General features: G+C 58.1%; 18 protein-coding genes and 2 tRNA genes. 9 read left to right on the forward strand and 11 right to left on the reverse strand.

Going from position 1 to position 23,533, the window contains the following annotated elements; translation table 11 throughout:
* The first annotated feature begins 35 nt into the window (after positions 1-35).
* Positions 36-1,214: a BaiN/RdsA family NAD(P)/FAD-dependent oxidoreductase gene (locus ACR0KL_RS16525; RefSeq protein WP_170678425.1), complete on the forward strand. Its 1,179-nt coding sequence runs from the start codon at positions 36-38 to the stop codon at positions 1,212-1,214.
* Between the two features lie 23 nt (positions 1,215-1,237).
* Here ACR0KL_RS16525 and ACR0KL_RS16530 read toward each other — a convergent pair whose 3' ends face one another.
* From ACR0KL_RS16530 to mraZ, 9 genes are all read right to left on the reverse strand, one after another.
* The gene (locus ACR0KL_RS16530) at positions 1,238-1,612 is read right to left on the reverse strand and encodes a glycine zipper family protein (RefSeq protein WP_170702515.1); all 375 of its coding nucleotides are present in this window, start codon (positions 1,610-1,612) and stop codon (positions 1,238-1,240) included.
* Between the two features lie 105 nt (positions 1,613-1,717).
* Positions 1,718-3,118: a UDP-N-acetylmuramoyl-L-alanine--D-glutamate ligase gene (murD, locus tag ACR0KL_RS16535; protein WP_170678423.1), complete on the reverse strand. Its 1,401-nt coding sequence runs from the start codon at positions 3,116-3,118 to the stop codon at positions 1,718-1,720.
* Between the two features lie 148 nt (positions 3,119-3,266).
* Positions 3,267-4,349 (reverse strand): phospho-N-acetylmuramoyl-pentapeptide-transferase, encoded by a 1,083-nt coding sequence (mraY, locus tag ACR0KL_RS16540; RefSeq protein WP_170678421.1) that lies wholly within the window; start codon positions 4,347-4,349, stop codon positions 3,267-3,269.
* Between the two features lie 35 nt (positions 4,350-4,384).
* Positions 4,385-5,779, reverse strand: a complete 1,395-nt coding sequence (locus ACR0KL_RS16545; protein ID WP_480777289.1) for a UDP-N-acetylmuramoyl-tripeptide--D-alanyl-D-alanine ligase — start codon at positions 5,777-5,779, stop codon at positions 4,385-4,387.
* A complete protein-coding gene (locus tag ACR0KL_RS16550; protein ID WP_480777290.1) occupies positions 5,776-7,257 on the reverse strand; it encodes a UDP-N-acetylmuramoyl-L-alanyl-D-glutamate--2,6-diaminopimelate ligase in 1,482 nt (493 codons plus the stop codon). The genes ACR0KL_RS16545 and ACR0KL_RS16550 overlap by 4 nt, the downstream gene beginning before the upstream one ends.
* A gap of 22 nt (positions 7,258-7,279) precedes the next feature.
* Positions 7,280-9,067 (reverse strand): peptidoglycan D,D-transpeptidase FtsI family protein, encoded by a 1,788-nt coding sequence (locus ACR0KL_RS16555; RefSeq protein WP_170678415.1) that lies wholly within the window; start codon positions 9,065-9,067, stop codon positions 7,280-7,282.
* Complete coding sequence (gene ftsL / locus ACR0KL_RS16560; RefSeq protein WP_170468027.1) at positions 9,064-9,432, reverse strand: cell division protein FtsL; 369 nt, start codon at positions 9,430-9,432, stop codon at positions 9,064-9,066. The genes ACR0KL_RS16555 and ftsL overlap by 4 nt, the downstream gene beginning before the upstream one ends.
* Positions 9,429-10,421, reverse strand: a complete 993-nt coding sequence (gene rsmH, locus ACR0KL_RS16565; protein ID WP_170678606.1) for a 16S rRNA (cytosine(1402)-N(4))-methyltransferase RsmH — start codon at positions 10,419-10,421, stop codon at positions 9,429-9,431. The genes ftsL and rsmH overlap by 4 nt, the downstream gene beginning before the upstream one ends.
* A 4-nt stretch (positions 10,422-10,425) precedes the next feature.
* A complete protein-coding gene (gene mraZ / locus ACR0KL_RS16570) occupies positions 10,426-10,929 on the reverse strand; it encodes a division/cell wall cluster transcriptional repressor MraZ (RefSeq protein ID WP_170460901.1) in 504 nt (167 codons plus the stop codon).
* A 780-nt stretch (positions 10,930-11,709) separates the two neighbouring features.
* Here mraZ and ACR0KL_RS16575 point away from each other — a divergent pair.
* Both ACR0KL_RS16575 and ACR0KL_RS16580 read left to right on the forward strand, forming a co-directional pair.
* A complete protein-coding gene (locus ACR0KL_RS16575) occupies positions 11,710-12,057 on the forward strand; it encodes a DUF1127 domain-containing protein (protein ID WP_480554898.1) in 348 nt (115 codons plus the stop codon).
* Between the two features lie 374 nt (positions 12,058-12,431).
* Positions 12,432-12,722, forward strand: coding sequence for a DUF1330 domain-containing protein (locus ACR0KL_RS16580; RefSeq protein ID WP_170643049.1), 291 nt, complete (start codon positions 12,432-12,434; stop codon positions 12,720-12,722).
* 3 nt (positions 12,723-12,725) lie between these two features.
* Here ACR0KL_RS16580 and ACR0KL_RS16585 read toward each other — a convergent pair whose 3' ends face one another.
* Positions 12,726-15,122 (reverse strand): UvrD-helicase domain-containing protein, encoded by a 2,397-nt coding sequence (locus tag ACR0KL_RS16585; RefSeq protein ID WP_170678413.1) that lies wholly within the window; start codon positions 15,120-15,122, stop codon positions 12,726-12,728.
* Positions 15,123-15,302: 180 nt separating this feature from the next.
* Between ACR0KL_RS16585 and ACR0KL_RS16590 the strand changes: the two genes are divergently transcribed.
* From ACR0KL_RS16590 to ACR0KL_RS16615, 6 genes are all read left to right on the forward strand, one after another.
* A complete protein-coding gene (locus ACR0KL_RS16590) occupies positions 15,303-17,081 on the forward strand; it encodes a sensor domain-containing diguanylate cyclase (RefSeq protein WP_170678412.1) in 1,779 nt (592 codons plus the stop codon).
* A gap of 39 nt (positions 17,082-17,120) precedes the next feature.
* Entirely contained in the window at positions 17,121-18,257 is a 1,137-nt protein-coding gene (locus ACR0KL_RS16595) for an alpha-hydroxy acid oxidase (protein WP_170678410.1), read from the forward strand.
* Between the two features lie 146 nt (positions 18,258-18,403).
* A complete protein-coding gene (locus tag ACR0KL_RS16600; protein WP_170678408.1) occupies positions 18,404-21,841 on the forward strand; it encodes a pyruvate carboxylase in 3,438 nt (1,145 codons plus the stop codon).
* Between the two features lie 72 nt (positions 21,842-21,913).
* On the forward strand, positions 21,914-22,297 hold the full coding sequence (locus ACR0KL_RS16605) for an MAPEG family protein (protein ID WP_170554180.1): 384 nt from the start codon (positions 21,914-21,916) through the stop codon (positions 22,295-22,297).
* A gap of 317 nt (positions 22,298-22,614) precedes the next feature.
* Positions 22,615-22,690: transfer RNA gene (locus ACR0KL_RS16610), tRNA-Thr, on the forward strand.
* A gap of 396 nt (positions 22,691-23,086) precedes the next feature.
* Entirely contained in the window at positions 23,087-23,320 is a 234-nt protein-coding gene (locus ACR0KL_RS16615) for a hypothetical protein (RefSeq protein ID WP_170678356.1), read from the forward strand.
* Between the two features lie 47 nt (positions 23,321-23,367).
* Here the strand turns inward: ACR0KL_RS16615 and ACR0KL_RS16620 are convergent.
* Positions 23,368-23,451, reverse strand: a tRNA-Tyr gene (locus ACR0KL_RS16620).
* Between the last annotated feature and the right edge of the window lie 82 nt (positions 23,452-23,533).

The following is a 23,533-nucleotide window of genomic DNA, read 5'->3' on the forward strand; positions in this document are numbered from 1 at the left end:
TTGCCATCCGGGCCAATCCGCGCCATTCGCAGCGCATGACCTATGACACGATCATCCTCGGGGCCGGTGCTGCCGGTATGATGTGCGCGGCGCATTGCGGCGGGCGGGTTCTGGTGATCGATCACGCAAAAGCCCCCGGCGAGAAGATCCGCATCTCGGGCGGCGGGCGCTGCAACTTCACCAATATGTATGCGGGGCCTGCCAATTTCCAGTCGCATAACCCGCATTTCTGCAAATCCGCGTTGGCGCGCTATACGCAATGGGATTTCATCGATCTAGTCGGGCGTCACGGCATCGCATGGCATGAGAAAACGCTGGGGCAGTTGTTCTGCGACGACACCTCGAAGCAAATCGTGCAGATGCTGCTGGATGAGATGACCCGGGCCGGGGTTGACTTATGGCTACGGACCGATGTCAAAGCGCTGCGCAAGACCGAAGCCGGATTCGCGCTTGAGGTCGACCGCGAAGGTGCGCGGCACAGCCTGACCGGCCGCAATCTTGTGCTGGCAACCGGCGGCAAATCGATCCCCAAAATGGGTGCGACAGGTCTGGCCTATGACATCGCGCAGCAATTCAATCTACGCGTCACGAATACTCGCGCTGCGCTGGTTCCGTTAACCTTCTCGGACGGGAGGTTCAAGGAGCTGTCAGGCGTCTCTCTGCCCGTACGCCTATCCAACGACCGCACGAGTTTTGACGAAGCACTTCTGTTCACCCATCGCGGCCTCAGTGGGCCGTCGGTGTTGCAACTCTCGTCATATTGGCATGAGGGAGAAGCGATCCGCGTCAATCTGATCCCGGACCTGCCTTTGTTCGATCTTTTGCGCGATCAGCGACAGACCGGAGGGCGCAAGGCGCTGACCACCGAACTCGCCCGGCACTTGCCATCGCGGTTGGTGGATCACCTCGCCCAGCATATCCCGATGAAGGGCAACCTTGCCGATCAGTCCGACGCCGCGCTGAACGATCTGATCTCGGCATTGTCAGAATGGCAGCTGACCCCCTCAGGGACCGAAGGGTATCGCACCGCCGAAGTCACTCTGGGCGGAATTAACACAGATGACCTGTCGTCAAAAACGATGGAGGCCAGGGATGTCCCCGGCCTCTATGCGATTGGTGAAGCTGTAGATGTCACCGGTTGGCTTGGCGGCTATAACTTCCAGTGGGCGTGGTCCTCGGGCCACGCCGCCGGAAAGGCCATTTCCGCGCGTTAGCCGACACGACTAACTGCGCGGCCTCAGCCGACGACGTTATAGCCGCGTCCGCGCATGCAGTTGCGCACGATGACTTCCTTATTCTGGTTCTTCGCGATCACGTCAGCTCCGGCCCCGATCAGAGCCCCCGCCGCAGCAGCGCGACCCAGATTGTCGCTGCTGTCCTGAATGATGGCAGTGGTCGCCGCAGCACCGGCCGCACCAATCGCCGCGTTACCCGCGGTCGATCCATCGACCGCTGCCTGAGACGCCGCCAGTTGCTGACATTGCAGCAGGTCCGACTGGTAGTTGGGGCCAACCGGGCCATCAATAACGGGCACGTAGTTTGCGCCTGTATTCGTGCAAGCCCCAGCCAGCAGCAGAGCCGGGACGATCAGAAGGGATTTCGGGTTAGGCATATTCATGACCTCTTTTTGAATTTCCGAGCAGAAAAGCAAATCCTTAAACGGCTTCAAGCCGATACCCGCAAACTGTCGCCCAATCGGCAAGGAATTGCAAACGGGCTAGGCGTTTAGGCACTTTTGAACCTGCGCTGCGAAGTCATCCCCGCGCTGCTCAAAATTGTCATATTGGTCAAAACTGGCGGCTGCTGGGGCCAGCAAGACGGTCTCCCCTGCCTCGCTGTCGGCTATGGCCTGCTCAACGGCAGCGGCCATTGTGGTACAGACCTGCGCCTCGATCTTTAGCTGCATGGCGAAACCCGCCGCCTCGCGCCCGATCACATAGGCCTTGATCACCTGATCCGAGGCACCGTTCAGGGAGTCGATACCGCCTTCTTTCTCCAACCCACCGCAAATCCAGCGGATTTTCTTGAACGCACTCAGAGCTTTCACGGCACTGTCCACATTCGTTGCCTTGGAGTCGTTCACAAAGGTCACCCCACCCGCTTCGGCGATGATCTGACTGCGATGCGGCAGGCCCGGATAGCTGTGCAAGGCATCCTCGATCACGCGCGGCGCCAGACCCAGAGACCGGCAAGCGGCATAGGCGGCACAGGCGTTCTGGTGATTATGCGCGCCCGGCAACCCCTTGATACCGCGCAGATCAATCGAGCCGGTCTGCCGCCCTTTGCGATACTCCGAAAGGAAGCCTTTGCGGGCAAAGACCTGCCATCCCGGACCGGTCAGTTTGCGCTCAACCGAGATGCGGATCACCCGATCATCCGCCGGACCCTCGGCCAATTGTCCGGCCAGGAATGCGCCTTCGGCTTCATCAATGCCAATCACGGCACGGTCTGGCCCACCCTCGGCAAAGAGGCGTCTCTTGGCGGCGAAATACCCACCCATTCCACCGTGGCGATCCAGATGGTCCGGCGACAGGTTCGTGAAAACAGCTACATCAGGCGTCAATGCGCGGGCCAGCTCGGTCTGATAGCTCGATAGCTCCAGCACGACGACCGATCCATCGCCGCCGGGGTCGATATCCAACACGCCGCGCCCGATATTGCCCGCCAACTGCGCCTCACGCCCAGTTTCAGTTAGGATGTGATGGATCAGGGCCGCCGTGGTCGATTTGCCGTTCGACCCGGTCACCGCGATCACGCGCGGCGGCATGTCGTAGTTGTTCCACTCAGACCCGGCAAAGGATATAAAGAACAGGCCGATATCGTTGTCCACTGGTACCCCGGCCTCCAACGCGGCTGCGACAATCGGGTTCGGTTGAGGGTAAAGATGCGGAATACCGGGTGAGACGATCAGCGTGGCGATATCATCAAACGCCCCGTGGCGCCGCAGATCGAGGCATTGAAACCCCTCCCCTTCAGCAGTCTCGCGCGCAGCCGGATTGTCGTCCCAACAGATCGCCTCGGCCCCACCGGCACGCAACGCGCGCGCCGTCGCCAAACCCGACCGACCAAGGCCCAAAACGGCGACCTTTTGCCCTGAGAAACCTTTGACCGGGATCATGCCGCCCTCTTCTTTTCAACTTGAATGCGCGCCACACTGCACCGAAGAAAAACCCGATGGCAAGGGCGCTTTCAGGCTCGCGCGCCAGCGCGAGCCTTGCCCAACAGGTGGCAAGAGGGCCGCAGGCCCTCTGAACCTGGCGGGAGGGCTACCGGACTTTCAGTGTCGCCAAACCGATCATCGCGAGGATCAGCGAAATGATCCAGAACCGGATCACGATGGTAGGTTCCGCCCAGCCTTTCTTCTCATAGTGATGATGGATCGGAGCCATCAGGAACACGCGCTTGCCAGTGCGTTTGAAATAGAGAACCTGAATAATCACACTCAGCGCCTCGACCACAAAGAGGCCGCCAACCACTGCCAGCACCAACTCGTGCTTGGTCGCCACGGCAATCGCGCCCAGCGCACCGCCCAAGGCCAGTGACCCGGTATCGCCCATGAACACAGCCGCAGGCGGTGCGTTATACCACAGGAACCCAAGGCCGCCGCCAAACAGGGCCGAGGTGAAGATCAGAATCTCGCCCGTTCCGGGCACGTAGTGCACATCCAGATACTCGGTGAAGTCGACACGACCCACCGCATAAGCGATAATCCCCAGCGTTGTGGCGGCAATCATCGCGGGCATGATCGCCAAACCGTCCAGACCATCGGTCAAGTTCACGGCATTGGCAGAGCCGACAATCACGATAATGGCAAACGGGATGTAGAGGATCCCTAGATTAACCAGAGTATCCTTGAAGATCGGCACCGCCAGCTGGTTCTGCAAAGCCTCCGGATGATGCAAAGACGCCCAAAAGGCCGCCAATACGGCGATGATGATTCCCAGTGCCAAGCGCATTTTGCCCGATACGCCTTTGGTGTTCTGCTTGGATACCTTCGCATAATCATCGGCGAACCCGATGGCCGCATAAGCCAACGTCACAAACAGCACCATCCAGACGTAGGGATTATCCCAGCGCGCCCAGAGCAGCGTTGACGTGACCAGCGCGCCTACGATCAGCAAGCCCCCCATGGTCGGCGTTCCGGCCTTGGAAAAATGGCCCTCGGGACCGTCATCACGGATCGGTTGGCCTTTGCCCTGCCTGCGGCGCAGTACGTTGATCAGAGGCTTGCCAAACAAAAACCCAAAGATCAGCGCCGTCAAAAAGGCCCCACCCGCGCGGAACGTGATATAGCGGAAGAGGTTCCAGAAATCCCCTCCGTCCGACAGGGCGGTCAACCAATACAGCATTACAGTACCTTTCTCACACGAGGCGCACGGGCGCGTTACCCGTCAAGCGCGCCCCCTTGCCCCATTTTCCGTAGACCGTCAACAATCCGGGCTAACGCCATGCTGAGCGAGCCTTTCGCCAGCACGGTATCGCCACTTTCAATCAATTCCGGCAGGTGTCCCGCCATCTCGGCGCTGGTTTCGAACCACAGGCCCCTCTTTGTATCCGGCAAAGCCTCGTGCAGCGCTTTCATCAACGGCCCGATGCAGTGAACCTGATCGACCTGCGCCATCGCGCTCACCTCGGCCATGCCTGCATGCATTGCGACCTCTTGAGCACCCAACTCCTTCATGTCGCCCAAAAAGGCGATACGGCGCGTTCCGTTCGAGGCGGCCAACACGTCCAGCGCAGCCTCCATCGAGGTCGGGTTGGCATTGTAACTGTCGTCCAATAATTCGATCTGACCGCCAATCGCCAGCGGCAGAGTCTCCCGGACCCCGCGCCCCTTGACTGGCGACCATTGACGCAGGCCGTCTATTGCCTGATTCAAGCCGACACCCATCTCAACACAAGCGGCCAACGCGCCCAGCGCATTCATCGCAAAATGCGTACCTGCCGATTGGACGTCGAAGGCAAACACAGTGTCACCAACCTCAGCCCGTGCTTGAACGGTTTCGGACCCGGTAGTCACTTCGATCAGCTTGTAATCTGCACCTTGCCGACCGAACTCAACGATTCCAGCGCCAAGGTTTTGTGCTGCCTGGCGCAATATACCCGCATGTTCGACATCAGCGTTCACGATGGCTGCACCACCGGGCTCCAACCCTTCAAAGATCGCCGCTTTCTCATGAGCGATACCGGCAACGGACTCGAACGCTTCGAGGTGAACAGCGGCCACCGTCGTCACCAAACCCACATGCGGGCGCGCCTGACGAGCCAGCGGGGCAATCTCGCCCGGATGGTTCATCCCGATCTCAATCACTGCAAATTCAGTGTCTTGCGGCATACGTGCTAGCGTCAGTGGCACACCCCAGTGATTGTTATAGCTGGCGACACTGGCATGGGTTTTGCCCTGCGTTTCCAGAATGGTGGCCAGCATTTCCTTGGTTGAGGTCTTGCCAACACTCCCTGTCACTCCCACAACACGCGCCTCGGTCCGGGCGCGGGCGGCCTGTCCGAGTGCTTCCAGCCCGGATTGCACATCATCGACAATCAACAGAGGCGCATTTTCGGACACCCCTTCAGGGACATACGACACCAAGGCGGCGCCAGCGCCCTTCTCCAGCGCCTGAGCTACAAAATCATGGCCGTCGCGCGCGGCCTTCAACGCGACAAACAAGTCGCCCGGTTGCAATATCCGCGTATCAATCGACACGCCATCCACAGTCCACTCACTGGTAGCGCGCCCGCCGGTTGCAGCGGCGGCCTCTGCCGCAGTCCAGAGTGTCATGCGACCCTCCCGTCCAGAGCGGCCACGGAAATGCTCGCCTGTTCCACATCATCAAAGGGTAGCACCTGATCACCTACGATCTGGCCGGTTTCGTGACCTTTGCCTGCAATCAGTAGAGCATCGCCGGGTTGCAAAGCGTCAATACCCCGCAGAATAGCCTCGGCGCGATCACCTACTTCGGTCGCCTCTGGCGCACCGTCCATCACGGCGGCGCGGATAGAGGCCGGGTCTTCGCTGCGCGGGTTGTCGTCAGTGACAAAGACGATATCCGCGTGATTGGCGGCGGCCTTTCCCATCAGCGGGCGCTTGGTGGCGTCGCGATCTCCGCCCGCGCCAATGATCGCGATCAGACGTCCCATCACATGCGGTCGCAACGCTTTCAAAGCCGTGGCGACTGCATCCGGCGTATGGGCATAATCCACAAACACCGCCGCGCCATTGTCGCGGGTTGCGGCTAGCTGCATGCGGCCCCGGACGGTTGTGAGATGCGGCAGGGTCTCGAACACCCGCTCAGGGTCGTCGCCTGCCGCGATAACCAGTCCGCAAGCCAGCAGGATGTTTTCGGCCTGGAACCCTCCGATCAAGTTCAGGCGCGTCTGGAAGGTCTTGCCCTGCCACGAAAACCGCAGATCCTGCCCGGTCGAGTCAAACCGCTGGTTCATCAGACACAGGTCGGCCTCGCCCAGCCCGACGGTCAGCACAGACTGCCCCCGCGCTTCAGCAATCTTGCGCACCTGCTCACCCTTCGGGTCGCTCAGGTTGATGACTGCGGTGCCGTCCTCAGGCAGTACACGGTCGAACAGGCCCATTTTGGCTGCGAAATACGCCTCGAACGTCTCGTGATAGTCCAGATGATCCTGCGTGAAATTCGAGAAACCAGCAGCGGCCAGATGCACTCCGTCAAGGCGGCGCTGTTCCAGCCCGTGTGAGGACGCCTCCATCGCCGCGTGGGTCACGCCATTCTCGGCGGCCTCGGACAGACAGCGATGCAAAATGATCGGTTCGGGCGTTGTATGGGCCAGCGGGGCCGTCCATGCGCCTTCGACCCCCGTGGTGCCTAGGTTGACGGCGGCGTGACCAAGCTCGGACCAGATCTGGCGGACGAATGTGGCGACCGAGGTTTTGCCATTGGTTCCGGTGACCGCAACAATCGTCTGCGGTTGCGCACCGAACCAAAGTGCAGCGGACCCGGCCAATGCCTGTCGCGGGTCTTCAACCACCACCAAGGCAGCGTTGGATGCGGCCAGTTCGGCCTCGGCGATCTGCGCGCCTTCAGCGTCGGTCAGAATAGCAGCAGCGCCCATGCGCAGAGCGAATTGGATAAACTGACCCCCATGGACGCGCGTACCTGGAAGGGCTGCGAAAAGGAAACCGTCTTTGACCTCTCGGCTATCGACGGCCAGCCCGGTGATGTCGGGATTCGCGCCTCCGCGTGCTGTCAGGGCCAGTTGGCTGAGTTTCTTTGTTCTTGCGCCCATGACCCACCTGTTCTTTGGCACCCTAATTCGAGGTCAGGGTTATAGCAGCGCTCGCCTCAGGCTCAAGCCGGGGTCGCAGGCCCAACAAGGGCGCGACGCGGCCGATCAACTCAGCCGCCACGGGCACCGCTGTCCAGCCCGCAGTCCGGCGCTTTTCTCCATAAGCCAGAATGGAGGGTTCATCCAATGTGACGATAAGCACGTATTTCGGGTCGTAGGCCGGGAAGATGGTCGCGAAGGTCGCGATCACCTTGTCATCATAATACCCACCACGCGGTTTGGGCTTATCGGCGGTACCGGTCTTGCCCGCCACATCATAACCATTGACCTCGGCAAAACTGGCCGTGCCGTCGGTCACCACTTTGCGCAGCATCTTCTGCGCCTGACGCGCGGTGTTTTCCGACATCACACGTGGCCCGTATTGAGGACCATTGCGGCGCAGGATCGTTGGGCTGACATAGTGCCCGCCATTGGCAATCGCCGCATACCCTGCCGCCAGATGCATCGGGCTGGTCGACAGACCGTGGCCGTAAGAGATGGTGACCGTGCTCAACTCACCCCATTTCTTGGGCTTGAGGGGCGCACCGCCTGCCGCTTCGACGATCTCGAACGGGGTGGGTTCGAACATTCCCAGCGTTTCCAGAAAGCTCTGCTGGCGTTTTGAACCAATCTGCAAGGCCAGACGCCCGGTGCCCCGGTTAGAACTGTGAACGATCACATCTGCCACGCTGATCTTGCCATAGTTCTTGCCGTTGAACTCGCCAATTGGGAATCGACCGATCTTCATTGGGCCCGAAGTGTCGATGATGGTGTCCGAATTCACCAATCCTAGTTGCACAGCCTGTGCGGCGGTAAAGATTTTGAAGACCGACCCAAGCTCATAGACACCCTGCACATAACGATTGAACAGAGGGCTGTCGGACGGATCAAAGCCCGAGGTTGGCGGGCGCGGACGGTCATTGGGGTCAAACGAAGGCAGAGACGCGGCCGAGATCACCTCACCCGTATGTGCATTCATCAGAACCGCCGAGGCCCCCTTGGCGTTCATGATCTTCATCCCGCCATACAACACCTGCTCGACCGCTGCCTGAATGGTCAGGTCCAGCGACAGTTGCAACGGCTTGCTGCCGTTGGCCGGGTCTCGCAGGTAGTCGTCAAACTTCTTCTCGACCCCGGCAACACCGATCACTTCGGCAGCACTAACGCCTTCGCGGCCAAAACCTGACCCGCCAAGAATATGTGCCGCCAGCTTGCCATTCGGGTATAGGCGCATTTCGCGCGGACCGAACAGGATGCCCGGATCGCCGATGTCATGCACCGCCTGTTTCTGCTCGGGCGAGATGCGTTTCTTGATCCACAGGAACTTGCGTTTACCGGTGAAGTCCTTGACCAGACGCTCTTTGTCGAGATCCGGGAAAATCGCGACCAGCTGATCGGCTGCCGCAATCGGATCAATCATCAAAGGCGGTTGGGCGTAGACTGAGTAGGTATCCAGATTGGTCGCCAGAATGCGGCCTTCGCGATCAACGATATTGGCGCGCTGCATTGCAATCGAAGCACCGGGCGCGCTGGCCAGCGGCTCTTGCGCCTCGGACGTCGCCAGCATTCCCATACGGACACCCACAACCGAGAAAGCGCAGAAGAAAAACAGACCCAAAACCAAAAGGCGCCCCTCGGCACGAGCACGGGCGCGGTCTTTCATCTTTTCATGACGTTGGCGGATGTTCTCGCGCTCAATGGCCTTTGGGTTTTCGCCCTTCGCGCGGGCATCCAGAACGCGTGCCAGAGGGCGGAGGGGAGTACGGGTCATGGAATCTGCACCTCGCCCAAAGCCTGAATGTCGGTGATCGCCTGCAGCTCGATCGGGTCGACAACCGGCAGGTCGGGGTCCTCGGCATAGGCGATCTGGTCTGCACGTCCGAATTGCTCAGCCCGTAAAGGCAGCAGGCCCATGCGTTCGAAATTCAAATCAGCCAGTTCACGCAAACGATCGGGGCGGTTCAGATAGGCCCATTCGGCATTGAGAACCGCCAGCTTAACCTGCGCCAAGCCGATCTCACCCTGCAGCGCCTGCATTTCCTTTACAACTTGCTGGGTCCGGTAGTTCTCCTGATAAGCCCACAGAGCCAATCCGAACACGGACAGAGCGGTCAACACATACAGAATACTCTTCATCTTGCCCTTCCCCCAAGTTGTGGCATACCAATGGCGCGGGCCTCAATTTCCCCCGCCTGAGCCTCAGTACGGATCGCAACACGCAGCTTGGCCGAGCGCGCACGCGGGTTTTCCTGCAATTCCTGCTCGTCCGGCCCGACGGCCTTGCGTGTTTTGAGCGTAAATTGCGGCAGTTCCTGTTCCATCTCGGGCGCATAGCGGTTGGCCCGCCCAGTCTTACCAGCCCGAGACTGGAAGAACCGTTTAACCATGCGGTCTTCGATGGAATGAAAGGTCACAACGGCCAGTTGCCCGCCGGGCTTCAAAGCCCGCTCGGCGGCCATAAGACCTTTAAACAACTCATCATATTCGGCGTTCACTGCAATCCGCAGGCCCTGAAAACTGCGCGTCGCCGGGTGCGATTGTCCCGGCTTGGGGCGCGGCAAGCAGGATTCGATAATCTCGGCCAGTCGCAAGGTCGAAGTGATGGGGTCCTCGGCGCGCGCTTTGACAATCGCCTTGGCGATACGCCGACTCGCACGCTCCTCACCGTAGTGGAACAGGATGTCAGCCAATTGCGCCTCAGTCGCGGTGTTGACCAGATCGGCGGCGCTTTCACCCTCCTGGCTCATACGCATGTCGAGCGGGCCGTCTTTCATGAAAGAAAAGCCGCGCTCGGCCAGATCCAGCTGCATGGACGAAACCCCAAGGTCCAGCACTACACCGTCGAGATCCTGGGCATACTCATCCAAGCGCGAGAACACTCCGGGCTGCATTACTAGTCGGTCGCCATAGTCACCCGCCCAGTCTGCGGCCATCTCAAACGCAAGAGGATCGCGATCCACGCCGATCACTTTCTCAGCCCCGGCCTCAAGCAAACCCCTAGTATAGCCGCCTGCGCCGAAGGTGCCGTCCAGCCAAGTGCCCTCCACCGGAGACACCGCCGCCAGCAAAGGGCGCAGCAGGACGGGAATATGTGGCTTAGAAGATGAGGAGACCGCGCCGGACATGCCGTTACGCGTCCCCAACGCCATCGAGATAGACCATCGGGTCGAAATCATCCGGCAGATCGTCCATCCATTCCTCGGCTTTGGCCAGCTCCTCGACCTCATAGGTCTCAGGCTTCCAGATCTGGAAGGTGTCACCGGCTGCTATGAAGAACGCCTCATTCTCTAGGTCGATTTTGTTGCGCAGCTTGGCCGGCAAAACCAGACGTCCGGTTTCATCCACATTGGTGGGAAAGGACTGACCATGGAACATGCGTTGAAGCATCTTACGCTCCATCGAGCCACGCGGCAGAGCGTCGATCTTGTCGTCGACCTCATCAATCGCCTGCATGGTATAGCATTCAAGGTATTTGCGGCGGTGGTCACCATAGACAATCACAAGCTCAGGATTGTCACCGGGCTGCCAATTGGGGTCAGACGATTCAAGCACACGGCGAAAAGAGGCCGGGATCGAGACCCTGCCCTTCGTGTCCACCTTATGGTGGCTTTCACCTCTAAACCTGCGCGCCAAGACGACTGTCCCTTTCGCTTGCGCCCCACTTGAATTTCACGTTCCCCCCGGATGAAAAACGGCGGGTTGATCTGCTGCCACTGATCAACCCGCCGCATTGGCCCGCTTTGCGGGATGTCCAGCTGCACGCGCCACCTGGGGGGATGTCTGCTCGCCCGCGCGCCGGATCTCTTGAGTGATGAAAGCGAGATGCCTGTATGAAACCTGATTATTTTTGGTTGGGGTCGTTTGCTGCCCCTGCTGCCTCGTCCTCATCGGATGCATTAGGGATGACATGGGAATTCATGGAAATCAATAGGAATTTTTGGGCACCATCTAGTACGAGCTATGAAAACAAGGCGAATTTTGAGCCAATTTTAGAACCAACACACCTCATATCGACACCCAAAGTCAATCGATAGCTATATATGGTAACCTCAAGAACCTCCCGCGATCACCCATGATTTCCCAAAAAAATTTCAAATTCTTGGAAATTTTGCCGACTGAGACCCATCAGCAACGCAAAAAACAAAGAATCACACAGAAGGAAACAGCGTGGAATGTGGCCGCTTTGATCTACTCCCACGAATTCCCAAGCCACGATCCAAGATCGCTTTCCCGTGATCGAGTTGAAACAAAACGTCCATCAAACGCACAAACTTTCGCAGCTGCGCTCAAACTCCGGGCAAGTCGAATGGTGAGACGGAAACTTTGCTCGACCAAGACTTAGCGCTCAAGGTCCCGCAAACCCCAAAAAATCATGGGTGATTTCAAACCGAGACTGACAAGGCTCTGATATCCATGCATTTGCTGCATAGCAGCATTGACGTTGCGAGCTATTGTGCAATCGCAGCATTCACTTATTTTCATCCTCAAGCAAACGCTGGCACCGGTCAGCAAGACAAGAATGAACGGAATAACAAGATGGCAATGGCAACAAACACACCGGCACTTAAAGGCACTCAATTTGGCGGTATCACCACCATGATCGAGGCCGCAAAGACACGTTTTGCCCGCTACCGCCTGTACCGCCAGACGGTAAGTGAGCTGTCCGCGCTGTCGAACCGCGAGCTGGCCGATCTCGGCCTGAGCCGTGCAATGATCCGCGGCCTGGCCAGTCAGGCGGCAAACGACTTCACAGCGCGCTAAGCGCACAGGAATACACGAGATCAGACCCTTCCTCCTCCCTTTAGGGTCTGTAATCAGCGGCGGCGTCTCTCCTCCTCCCTGACGTCGCCGCACCAAATACCGGCCTCGCAACGCCGGACCAAGACACACCGGGCTCTCCTCCTCCCTGCCCGGTGTTGAAAGCGCGCGGTGACGTCTTCCTCCTCCCTGACGTCGCCGCGTCTTCCTCATACCGGGCTCAAACCCGGGTTCGGATACATCGGGGCTCTCCTCCTCCCTGCCCTGATGTAGAAAAGAACGGCGGTATCCCTTCCTCCTCCCTGGGAAACCGCCGTTTTTGCTTTTTGGGCAAACGGAATAAGATCGGCGCAGTTACGATTATTCAGGAGTGCGTCATGGCCGCCTATTTCATCGCTCAGATTTCCATTCATGACCCGGACGGGTATCAGAAATATCTTGAAGGCTTCATGCCCATCTTTGACCGGCACGGTGGGCGCCTGCTGACCATTTCTTCAAAACCCGTTGAGATCGTCGAAGGCAGTTGGGCCGAAGAAGGCATCGTGCTGATGGAGTTTCCGGACATGGCCGCGGCCCGGGCGTGGAAAGACGACCCGGACTATATCGAGTTGGCCAAGATCAGACGCAAGACAGCGACGGCCAATCTGGTGCTGGTCGAAGGTCTCTAGCGGTCAGAACGGAACGTCGTCCTTCGCGGTCAGGAAACGGGAAACGACCTTTTTCACGCCTGCTTTGTAGAAATCGACCTCGACCTTATCACCTTCGATGCCGGTAACCGCGCCGTAGCCAAATTTCTGGTGAAACACCCGCTCACCCAAGGTGAAACTGGCAATCGCAGTGGCGTCAATCACGGTATTCCGGCTTTCTTTCGGCTGGGACATCCCATACTGGCCCTGCCGTGCCTGCATCCGCTTCCAGCCCGGAGAGTTATAGACATTCGCCTCAGCCGCGCGGGTTTCGATCGTCGCAGCTGGTTGCCCACCGCCATACAGCCCCGGAGGCGTCAGAACCTCCACATGATCCTCGGGCAATTCGTCGATAAACCGCGACGGCATCGCGTTCTGCCATTGCCCGAACACCCGCCGATTGGCCGCGAAAGAAATCGTGCAAACCTCCTCAGCGCGGGTAATGCCCACATATGCGAGACGGCGTTCTTCCTCGAGGCCCTTGAGGCCCGATTCGTCCATGGAGCGTTGCGAAGGGAACAAACCGTCCTCCCACCCGGGCAGGAACACGGCGGGAAACTCCAACCCCTTTGCCGCGTGCAAGGTCATGATCGAAACCTTCGCTCCATCGCCCTCTTGTTCATTGTCCATAACCAGGCTGACATGCTCCAAAAACCCTTGCAGGTTCTCAAAATTGTCTAGCTGATTCACCAGTTCCTTGAGGTTCTCCAACCGGCCCGGCGCTTCGGGCGTCTTGTCGTTTTGCCAATGCCCGGTATAGCCAGATTCGTCCAAGATGATCTGCGCCAGCTCGATATGCGTGTGCTCCGGCGCACCATAGCGAATGGGCGACACCCCGTCGTCAATAACCGAGTCGTCATCGACCTCGATCCGAGGCCCTCGCGTCAGTCCATTCCACCGCGCCAATCCGTCGATCAACTCGCGCAGAGCCTTACCGCCCTTGCCCTTGATCAACTGGTTCTCAACCGCAATCCGCGCCCCTTCGACCAGAGATACCCCGTTTTGGCGCGCAACAACCTGAATCGTCTGCTGCGCCTTGTCACCAAGGCCGCGTTTGGGAGTGTTCACGATCCGCTCGAACGCCAGATCGTCCTCAGGGCTGACCACCAGCCGGAAATAGGCCATGGCATCGCGAATCTCCATCCGCTCATAAAAACGAGGGCCGCCAATCACCTTGTAAGGCAGACCAATCGTCAGAAACCGATCCTCAAACGCGCGCATCTGGTGTGAGGCGCGAACCAGTATGGCGATCTGGTCGAGGTTCATCGGGCGCACACCACGCGTGCCGCCCTGCATCGCGTCGATCTCTTCCCCGATCCAGCGCGCCTCTTCCTCACCATCCCAATGGCCGATCAGTCGAACTTTTTCACCGTCTTCGGCATCGGTCCAAAGCTCTTTGCCCAAACGGCTTTCGTTGCCGCGGATCACATTCGACGCAGCCGCCAGAATATGCGGGGTGGAGCGGTAGTTCTGCTCCAATCGAACTACATGCGTGCCGGGGAAATCCTTCTCGAATCGCAAAATATTGTCGACTTCAGCCCCACGCCATCCGTAGATTGACTGATCGTCGTCACCAACAACACAAATGTTTCGATCGTCATTGGTCAGTAAACGAAGCCAAAGATATTGAGCGACATTAGTATCCTGATACTCGTCCACCACGATGTATTTGAACCAACGCTGATATTGTCGCTGCAGGTCCCGATGTGTCCTAAGAATATGGATCATATGCAGCAGAAGATCCCCAAAATCCACTGCATTAAGTTCACGCAAACGGGTCTGATATTGGGCGTAGAGTTCAATACCCCTTTTGTTAAAGGCCTCGGCATCCGCCGAAGGAACACTTTCAGGCAGCAATGCGCGATTTTTCCATTCGTCGATATGCCCTGCCAAAAGGCGGGGCGGCCAACGTTTTTCGTCTATGTTGGCAGCCTGAATGAGTTGCTTGAGCAAACGAAGTTGGTCGTCACTATCAAGAATTGTGAAATTTGATTTCAGCCCTACAAGTTCCGCGTGGCGTCGAAGCAACTGTGCGCATATTGAATGGAACGTTCCCATCCATGGAATGGGATGCTGAAGTTTATACGGATCATCCGCCATTCGTTTTTTCATGTCTCTAGCAGCTTTATTAGTGAACGTTACCGCCAAGACTTCGTTTGGTCGCGCCAGATGGTTTCGTATCAGATACGTCACACGGGCCATCAGCGTCCTAGTTTTTCCGGTACCCGCACCGGCCAAAATAAGAACAGGTCCACTAACCATCTCAGCGGCCTTGCGCTGCTCAGAATTGAGATAGCCCAATTCATACCGCTTACCCGCTGCCATTGCTTTTTGGGATAGCGATGCGCCCTCAAAGGCGTCCATTTCGTCAAAACTGCTCATATCAGCAAACTACGCTGGATGGGCCAAAAGGAAAAGGGTTTGTTCACGGCTTGTTCGCACGAATTTTCCTTCTGGGTCTTACAAATCTTAATCATTTTCGCACCCGCACATGCAACGAAGTTAACACTCTGTCAAAACCTGTTGCCGATGCTGCTCTGCACTTTGTGGGAGAACGCGGGTATGGAACAGACAGCAAAAGCACGCCTTATGGGCAAGCTGAAGGTCTTTGTCAGCACGGCAGTGCTGATCGCTCTGACGGTTTTGGCCGGTTGGGGGATATATACGCTGCCTGCCCCGCTTGTGGACCGCATGCTGGAATCGGATCTGCGGCATCACGCCGTACGCCTTGAAAGGAAAGTGGAAAGTCAGCTTTTTGACGTCAAGACCAGCTTTGAACGGCATATCCTCAGCCAACATGATGAGGCTTTTCTAAGCTTGCTGCCTGAAACCTCAGATATCTACCGCTTCAAACTGTTCGATTCCTCGGGTGAGGTTTTCTGGTCTACGCGGGACGGCGATGTCGGCTCGGTGAATACCAAACCTTATTTCACGGACGTAGTTGCCATGGGCAACCTGTTCTACAAGCATGAGGAAAAGCCCATCGCCGAGGTGGACTCGCTGAACGCCGACCAGTTGGAGAATCTGGACAGCAACACCCGCCACGTGGCCGAAATATATACGCCTGTGATTCAGAGTGGAAAATTCCTCGGCGCGATTGAGTTCTATTCCGACATCACGGATGTGAGAAATCTGTTCATTGATCGGGTTCGAATGTCGCTGATCGCGATCAGTGCGGTGGTCCTACTGGCTTTGTCCGCCGTAATTCTGATTGTGCATCGCAACAATCGCAGGCAGTTGGGCGTACTTCGCGTTCGTGCGCAGAAAGAACGAGAGTTGATGGATGACCAACTGCGCCTCGCGCGCGAAGTCCGCCTGCTGGGCGAGTTGAATGAATGGCTGCAATCCAGCCGCTCTCTGGATGAGCTGTTTGACATGGTCTCACGATTCATGACGCATATCCTGCCCGAGGCTGAGGGCAGTGTTTATGTCTATTCCAACTCGCGCGATGTTCTGGACGGATGCGCCAGTTGGAACGGTGGCACCCACAAGACGCATATCCACCCCGAGGGTTGTTGGGGCCTGCGCCGTGGGCGGACCTATGAATTCGGTGCCTCCGAGATTGATTTCGTCTGCGAGCATGCCGAGCCCCATGACGGTCGGGCCTATTTCTGCTTTCCGATACTCGCGCATGGCGAAACGGTCGGTCTGTTGCACCTGCGCGCGCATGAAGGAAAGTGCGAGGCCTTTCACGCCAGCAAGAAACTGGCGCAGCTCTGCGCGGAACAGATAAGCATGGCGATTGCCAATGTGCGGATGCGCGATCAGTTGCATGACCAGTCAGTGCGAGATCCACTGACAGGGTTGTTCAACCGACGCCACATGACCGACAGCCTCCGCCGGGGAATCAGCCGTAGCCAGCAAACCGGAGCACCGCTCAGCCTGATCGCAGTGGACGTGGATCATTTCAAGAAATTCAACGACACACATGGGCATGACGCGGGTGATATGGTTCTGCGCGCCGTGGGCGCCGCCTTGGAACAAGGGTGCGACCGCGATGAGATCGCCTGCCGCATCGGTGGCGAGGAGTTCATGCTGGTTCTCCCCGACAACACGCCAGATGATGCGGTGACACGGGCTGAAACCCTGCGCCAAGCGGTCGAGGCCGTATCGGTCAGATATGGTGACAAGTCCCTGCCTCGGATCACGATCTCGGTCGGAGTAGCGCATTACCCTGCACATGGGACAATGCCGCAAGACCTGATGCGAGCGGCTGATGACGCCCTCTATTCAGCCAAGGACAACGGCCGAAATCAGGTGCGCGTTGCAAGTGGTCATACCGATTCGGCCGCTGAACGTCCGGGGCCAAAATCACTCAACGGGAGGCCTGATGCGGCGTGATCCCCTTGCCGAATCGCAGTGCAGGTCGGATCAAACCTCATGGACCTGCACAGCACCTATCCCGGCATTGCCGACCTGAAACGCCGCGCCCGACGGAGGCTGCCGCATTTTGTTTGGGAATATACCGAAAGCGGGACCGGTACTGAAACAGCCCTACTTAGAAATCGAGCAGCGCTGGATGCGGTGAGGCTGCGCCCCTCGATTCTAAAAGGTGAACTGGAATACGATACCAGCACGCGTTTTCTGGGGCAGGACTGCCCACTTCCTTTCGGAATCGCGCCGATCGGCATGTCGGGTCTGATCTGGCCGGACGCAGAAGGCATATTGGCGCGTGCGGCTGCGCAGGCCTCTCTGCCCTACACATTGTCAACGGTGGCCAGCCAATCCCCGGAGGATCTGGCCCCTCATCTGGGTGAAAACGCGTGGTTCCAGCTTTACCCGCCTAGGGATCCCGAGATTCGGGCAGATTTTCTGGCCCGCGCCCGACATGCTGGGTTTAAAACGCTGGTTCTTACCGCCGATGTTCCTGTCGCCTCCCGCAGAGAGCGTCAGACACGCTCAGGGCTGACCCATCCGCCAAGGCTGACGCCAAGATTGCTGGCCCAAGTAGCGCGGCGCCCCGCTTGGGCGTTTGGGATGCTGCGACAGGGCATGCCCAAAATGCGCACGTTGGACAAGTACATCGACAACACAAAATCGATGCCGCTCACGGCCCATGTCGGATACTTGCTGCGCACGTCACCGGACATGGATTACGTCAAACGGTTGCGCGATCAGTGGGATGGGCCCTTCGTAATCAAGGGAATCATGCGCCCCGACGATGCCGAAATGCTTGAACAAGCCGGGGTGGACGCGCTTTGGGTCTCGAACCACGGAGGCCGTCAATTTGACGGTGCCCCCGCCAGCATCGAAGTTCTACCGGGGATTCGCAGGGTCACCAGCCTGCCTCTGATCTTCGACAGCGGCATCGAAGGTGGGTTGGACATCCTTCGCGCTTTGTCCAAGGGGGCCGATTTCGTCATGCTTGGACGGGCCTTTTTGTATGGCCTGGCGGCACTTGGCGCCAAAGGACCAGCTCATGTGATTGATCTCTTACGGCAGGATATGCTCGCAAATATGGGACAGATGGGCCTTGCCGACCTGACCCAAATCAAGACGATTCATCACGAAGATTGATGCTGCGGCGCAGCAACGCTACAAGAAACGCGCGAACAATGGCCGTTTGCGAGCGTTAACATGCCGGTTATACCCAGAACCACTGATACACCTGCGCGTATTCTCCGCCTATGAACACGGCCGAAACACCAAGACCGGGACCCAAAATGACCGATTTCAAGAAGATCCTGATCGCCAATCGCGGCGAGATTGCCATTCGCGTGATGCGCGCAGCCAACGAGATGGGTAAACGCACCGTTGCGGTCTTTGCCGAAGAAGACAAGTTAGGCCTGCACCGCTTCAAGGCGGACGAAGCCTATCGCATTGGCGAAGGTCTTGGCCCTGTCGCGGCATATCTGTCGATTGACGAGATCATCCGCGTTGCCAAGGAATCGGGTGCGGACGCGATCCATCCCGGCTACGGCCTGTTGTCCGAGAACCCGGACTTCGTGGATGCCTGTGTTCAAAACGGCATCACCTTCATCGGCCCCAAGGCCGAAACCATGCGTGCCCTGGGCGACAAGGCTAGCGCCCGCAAGGTGGCGATTGCCGCCGACGTGCCGGTTATCCCTGCCACAGAGGTTCTGGGTGATGATATGGCCGCGATCAAGAAAGAGGCGGCCGAGATCGGCTACCCATTGATGCTGAAGGCCAGCTGGGGTGGCGGTGGGCGCGGCATGCGCCCAATCCTGTCCGAGGATGAGCTGGAAGAGAAAGTTCTGGAAGGCCGCCGCGAGGCCGAGGCCGCATTTGGCAATGGCGAAGGCTATCTGGAAAAGATGATCACCCGCGCCCGTCACGTCGAGGTTCAGATCCTCGGCGATAAGCACGGTGAGATCTATCACCTCTATGAGCGTGACTGCTCGGTCCAACGCCGGAACCAGAAGGTGGTTGAACGCGCCCCTGCCCCCTATCTGACCGAAGAACAACGCGCCGAGATTTGCGAACTGGGCCGCCGCATCTGCGCCCATGTGAACTATGAATGCGCTGGCACCGTCGAATTCCTGATGGATATGAATACCGGCAAGTTCTACTTCATTGAAGTGAACCCTCGCGTTCAAGTGGAACACACCGTCACCGAAGAGGTCACTGGCATCGACATCGTTCAGGCTCAGATACTGATCGCCGAGGGCAAGACACTGGCCGAGGCCACTGGCAAAACCAACCAAGATGAGATCCGCCTGAACGGCCACGCGCTGCAGACCCGTGTGACCACCGAAGACCCGCTGAACAACTTCATCCCGGACTATGGCCGCATCACCGCCTATCGCTCGGCAACTGGCATGGGCATCCGTCTGGACGGCGGCACCGCCTATGCGGGCGGCGTGATCACGCGCTACTACGACTCGCTGCTGACCAAGGTCACTGCTTGGGCGCCGACGCCCGAAAAGGCGATCGCCCGGATGGACCGTGCCCTGCGTGAATTCCGCGTGCGCGGCGTCTCTACCAACATCGCATTTGTGGAAAACCTGCTGAAGCACCCAACCTTCCTGTCGAATGAATACACCACCAAATTCATCGACGAGACACCGGACCTGTTCGCCTTCAAAAAGCGCCGTGACCGGGGCACCAAGGTTCTGACCTATATCGCGGACATCACCGTCAACGGTCACCCCGAAACCAAGGATCGCCCTGAGCCGCGCGCCGACCTGAAAGAGGCGAAAGCCCCAGCTCAGAAAGCCGAACCCCAGATGGGGACCCGCAACCTGCTGGAGCAAAAGGGCCCGCAGGCCGTGGCCGACTGGATGAAGGCCCAGCGTCAGCTACTGATCACCGACACCACCATGCGGGACGGTCACCAGTCGTTGCTGGCGACACGGATGCGCTCGATCGATATGATCAAGGTCGCGCCCAGCTATGCCGCGAACCTGCCGCAGCTGTTCTCAGTGGAATGCTGGGGTGGCGCGACATTCGACGTGGCCTATCGCTTCTTGCAGGAATGCCCGTGGCAACGCCTGCGTGACCTGCGCGAGGGGATGCCGAACCTGATGACCCAGATGCTGCTGCGCGGCGCAAACGGTGTCGGCTATACCAACTACCCTGACAATGTGGTGCAGGAGTTTGTGCGCCAGGCCTCGCAAGGGATCGACGTGTTCCGCGTGTTCGACTCGCTCAACTGGGTTGAAAACATGCGCGTTGCGATGGATGCAGTCGTTGAAAGCGGCAAGATCTGCGAAGGCACCGTTTGCTATACTGGCGATATTCTGGACCCGGATCGCTCGAAATACGATCTGAAATACTATGTCGGCATGGCGAAAGAGCTGCGCGATGCAGGGGCGCATATTCTGGGCTTGAAAGACATGGCAGGTCTTCTGAAACCGGCCTCGGCCAAGATCCTGATCCGCGCGCTGAAGGAAGAGGTCGGCCTGCCGATCCACTTCCACACACATGACACCGCAGGCATCGCCAGCGCCACCATTCTGGCGGCGTCTGAGGCCGGCGTCGACGCGGTGGATTGCGCGATGGACAGCTTCTCAGGCAACACGTCTCAGGCGACGCTGGGCACCGTGGTTGAAGCGCTGCGCCATACCGAGCGGGACACTGGCCTCGACATCAAGTCGATCCGAGAGATCAGCGATTACTTCGAGGCCGTGCGTGGCCAGTACGCGGCCTTTGAATCCAGCCTGCAGGCCCCGGCCTCCGAGGTGTATCTGCACGAGATGCCCGGCGGCCAGTTCACCAACCTCAAGGCTCAAGCGCGCTCTCTGGGGCTTGAAGAGCGCTGGCACGAGGTCGCGCAAACCTATGCTGACGTGAACCAGATGTTCGGTGACATCGTGAAGGTGACGCCGTCGTCCAAGGTTGTCGGTGACATGGCGCTGATGATGGTCAGCCAGGGCCTGACACGAGAGGAAGTGGAAAGCCCTGCAACCGATGTGGCCTTCCCCGACTCGGTCGTGGACATGATGCGCGGCAATCTGGGCCAGCCTCCCGGTGGCTTCCCGCCTGCGATCCTGCAAAAGGTTCTCAAGGATGAGGCCCCCAATACCGAGCGTCCGGGCAAGAACGTACCCGCCGTCGATCTCGAGGCCACCCGCGCCGACCTCTCTAAGCAGCTGGATGGCAAAGAGGTCGATGACGAGGATCTGAACGGCTACCTGATGTATCCGAAGGTGTTCCTTGACTACATGGGTCGTCACCGCACCTATGGTCCGGTGCGCACCCTGCCGACCCGTACCTTCTTCTACGGCATGGAGCCGGGCGAAGAGATTACGGCTGAGATCGATCCGGGCAAGACGCTGGAAATCCGCTGTCAGGCGATCGGTGAGACCGACGAGAAAGGCGAGGTCAAAGTGTTCTTCGAACTCAACGGCCAGCCCCGCGTCATTCGAGTGCCCAACCGTCTTGTGACAGCCACCACGCAGGCCCGCCCGAAGGCCGAAGTCGGAAATATCAACCACATCGGCGCGCCGATGCCGGGTGTTGTGGCTACTGTTGCGGTCACCGCTGGCCAAGAAGTCAAGGAAGGCGATCTCCTGCTGACAATCGAGGCGATGAAGATGGAAACCGGCATCCACGCCGAACGCGACGCGGTGGTCGCTACCGTCCATGTACAGCCCGGCGGCCAAATTGACGCAAAGGACCTGCTGGTCGAACTGGAATAACCAGTCTAGTTTTCGAAAGCACAAGGGCCGCTCGGGGAACCGGGCGGCCTTTTTCTACTCAGGAGGAACACGATGCTGTCCATCACCCCAATCTACGCCTCGTTGCTGGCGATCCTTTACATTGTTCTGAGCTTCCTGGTCATCAGCCAGCGCCGCAGTGACAAGGTCTCCTATGGCGATGGTGGCAAGCCGGACATGCTCAAGGTGATCCGGACGCACTCCAACTTCATCGAATACACGCCCTTTGCCCTTCTGCTGATCACCATGGTCGAGCTTCAGGGTGCCGGAGCGCTGATGCTGAACCTGTTGGGCCTCTGCCTGCTGGGCGGTCGCTTGTCGCACGCCTACGGCTTTGGCCGCAGCCCGCAGATCGTGATTCTGCGCCAGATCGGGATGGTCCTGACCTTCACAGCTATCCTCGTTGCGGCAATTGCGAACCTCGTGTTGGCGCTTTGAGCCAAGCATCCGTTTTTTGGCGAACGCCTATATTTTTCGAGCCGATGCGATCAAGCTACGACGGAAGGATGCCAACGGTTCCATTGGCTGCCTCCAGTTAAAATCGGAGTGTATGAACAACGTTGCAAACTGAGTAAATTAGCAGGTTGCGGGCCAAAAAATTTTGCCATATACGCCTGCTCATCCAGTTGGCCGTTGCCCAACGAACATAGACCAAAATGTTCAAGGTAGCGCCCTAACTTTTGAAACTTAGCCTTTCGTGGCTTGATCTGAACAAAAAGATCTGGCTTTGCACTGAAGGACCAAGTTGAAAAAGTGCCCCTATAGCTCAGCTGGTAGAGCAACTGATTTGTAATCAGTAGGTCCGCGGTTCGAGTCCGTGTGGGGGCACCACTTTAAAGCAAAAACAGTATGCTAATCTACGCTCATGGTCGATTTCGATCTATCTTGTGGAGCAAAGATCAAGCGCGCTTGGTTACAACAAGGCTTGGCGCATTCGAATAAACTGAAAACTTTGTGCGCTATGTGAACAACACTACAGAACCCAAAACCGAAAACCGCCATAGTCATGCCTATAACGAGTTAGCGTTCATGGTGTGTTTCGAACGCGAGATCGGTTTCTCCTCCCTGAGATAGGGGCGCGCTTTGTTTCCAGCGCGCCCCGTCTTTTTTGGCACGATGTCACGCTTACCGACCCAACTCGGGCTTGCGTAGAAGCCGCGCGGTACGACGTTGTCAAACGCCCGCACTGTCCTACAATTTGGGTGTGAACAAACGAAGCGAATGGCCATGTTGGAAGACAAGCGCAAAGATCTTGACTCGGAAAAGCAGAAACAACTCCTCCGGAAGTTGGTTGAAGATCTGAGTAAACAGCAGATCGACCTCTACTATCAGCCCATAAGCGAAATCGCCGCGTTTCTTGAGAAACAGATCGAAGGCGGTGAGTCTCTTCTGGCAGAAGACAGGGCACTTCTGCGTCGGTTGAGCCGCCGCGATATCGAAGTTCTTCTCAGTCTACACTAATAGATTTCTGCACTGATAGATTTGCCAAAATTTTCTGCTAGAGAAAGTGGTGGGCGACCCTGGAATCGAACCAGGCGTGCGTCTCCGCGAGGGAGTTACAGTCCCCTGCCACACCTTGCGGCCTGTCGCCCACTGTCAGGCGTTGCACCTGACGTGGAGGCGTGATTACTAGCGCACCAAAGGAGCGTCAACAGGAAAATACCGCTTTGACGC

The sequence above is a fragment of the Ruegeria sp. C8 genome (genome assembly GCF_056537565.1).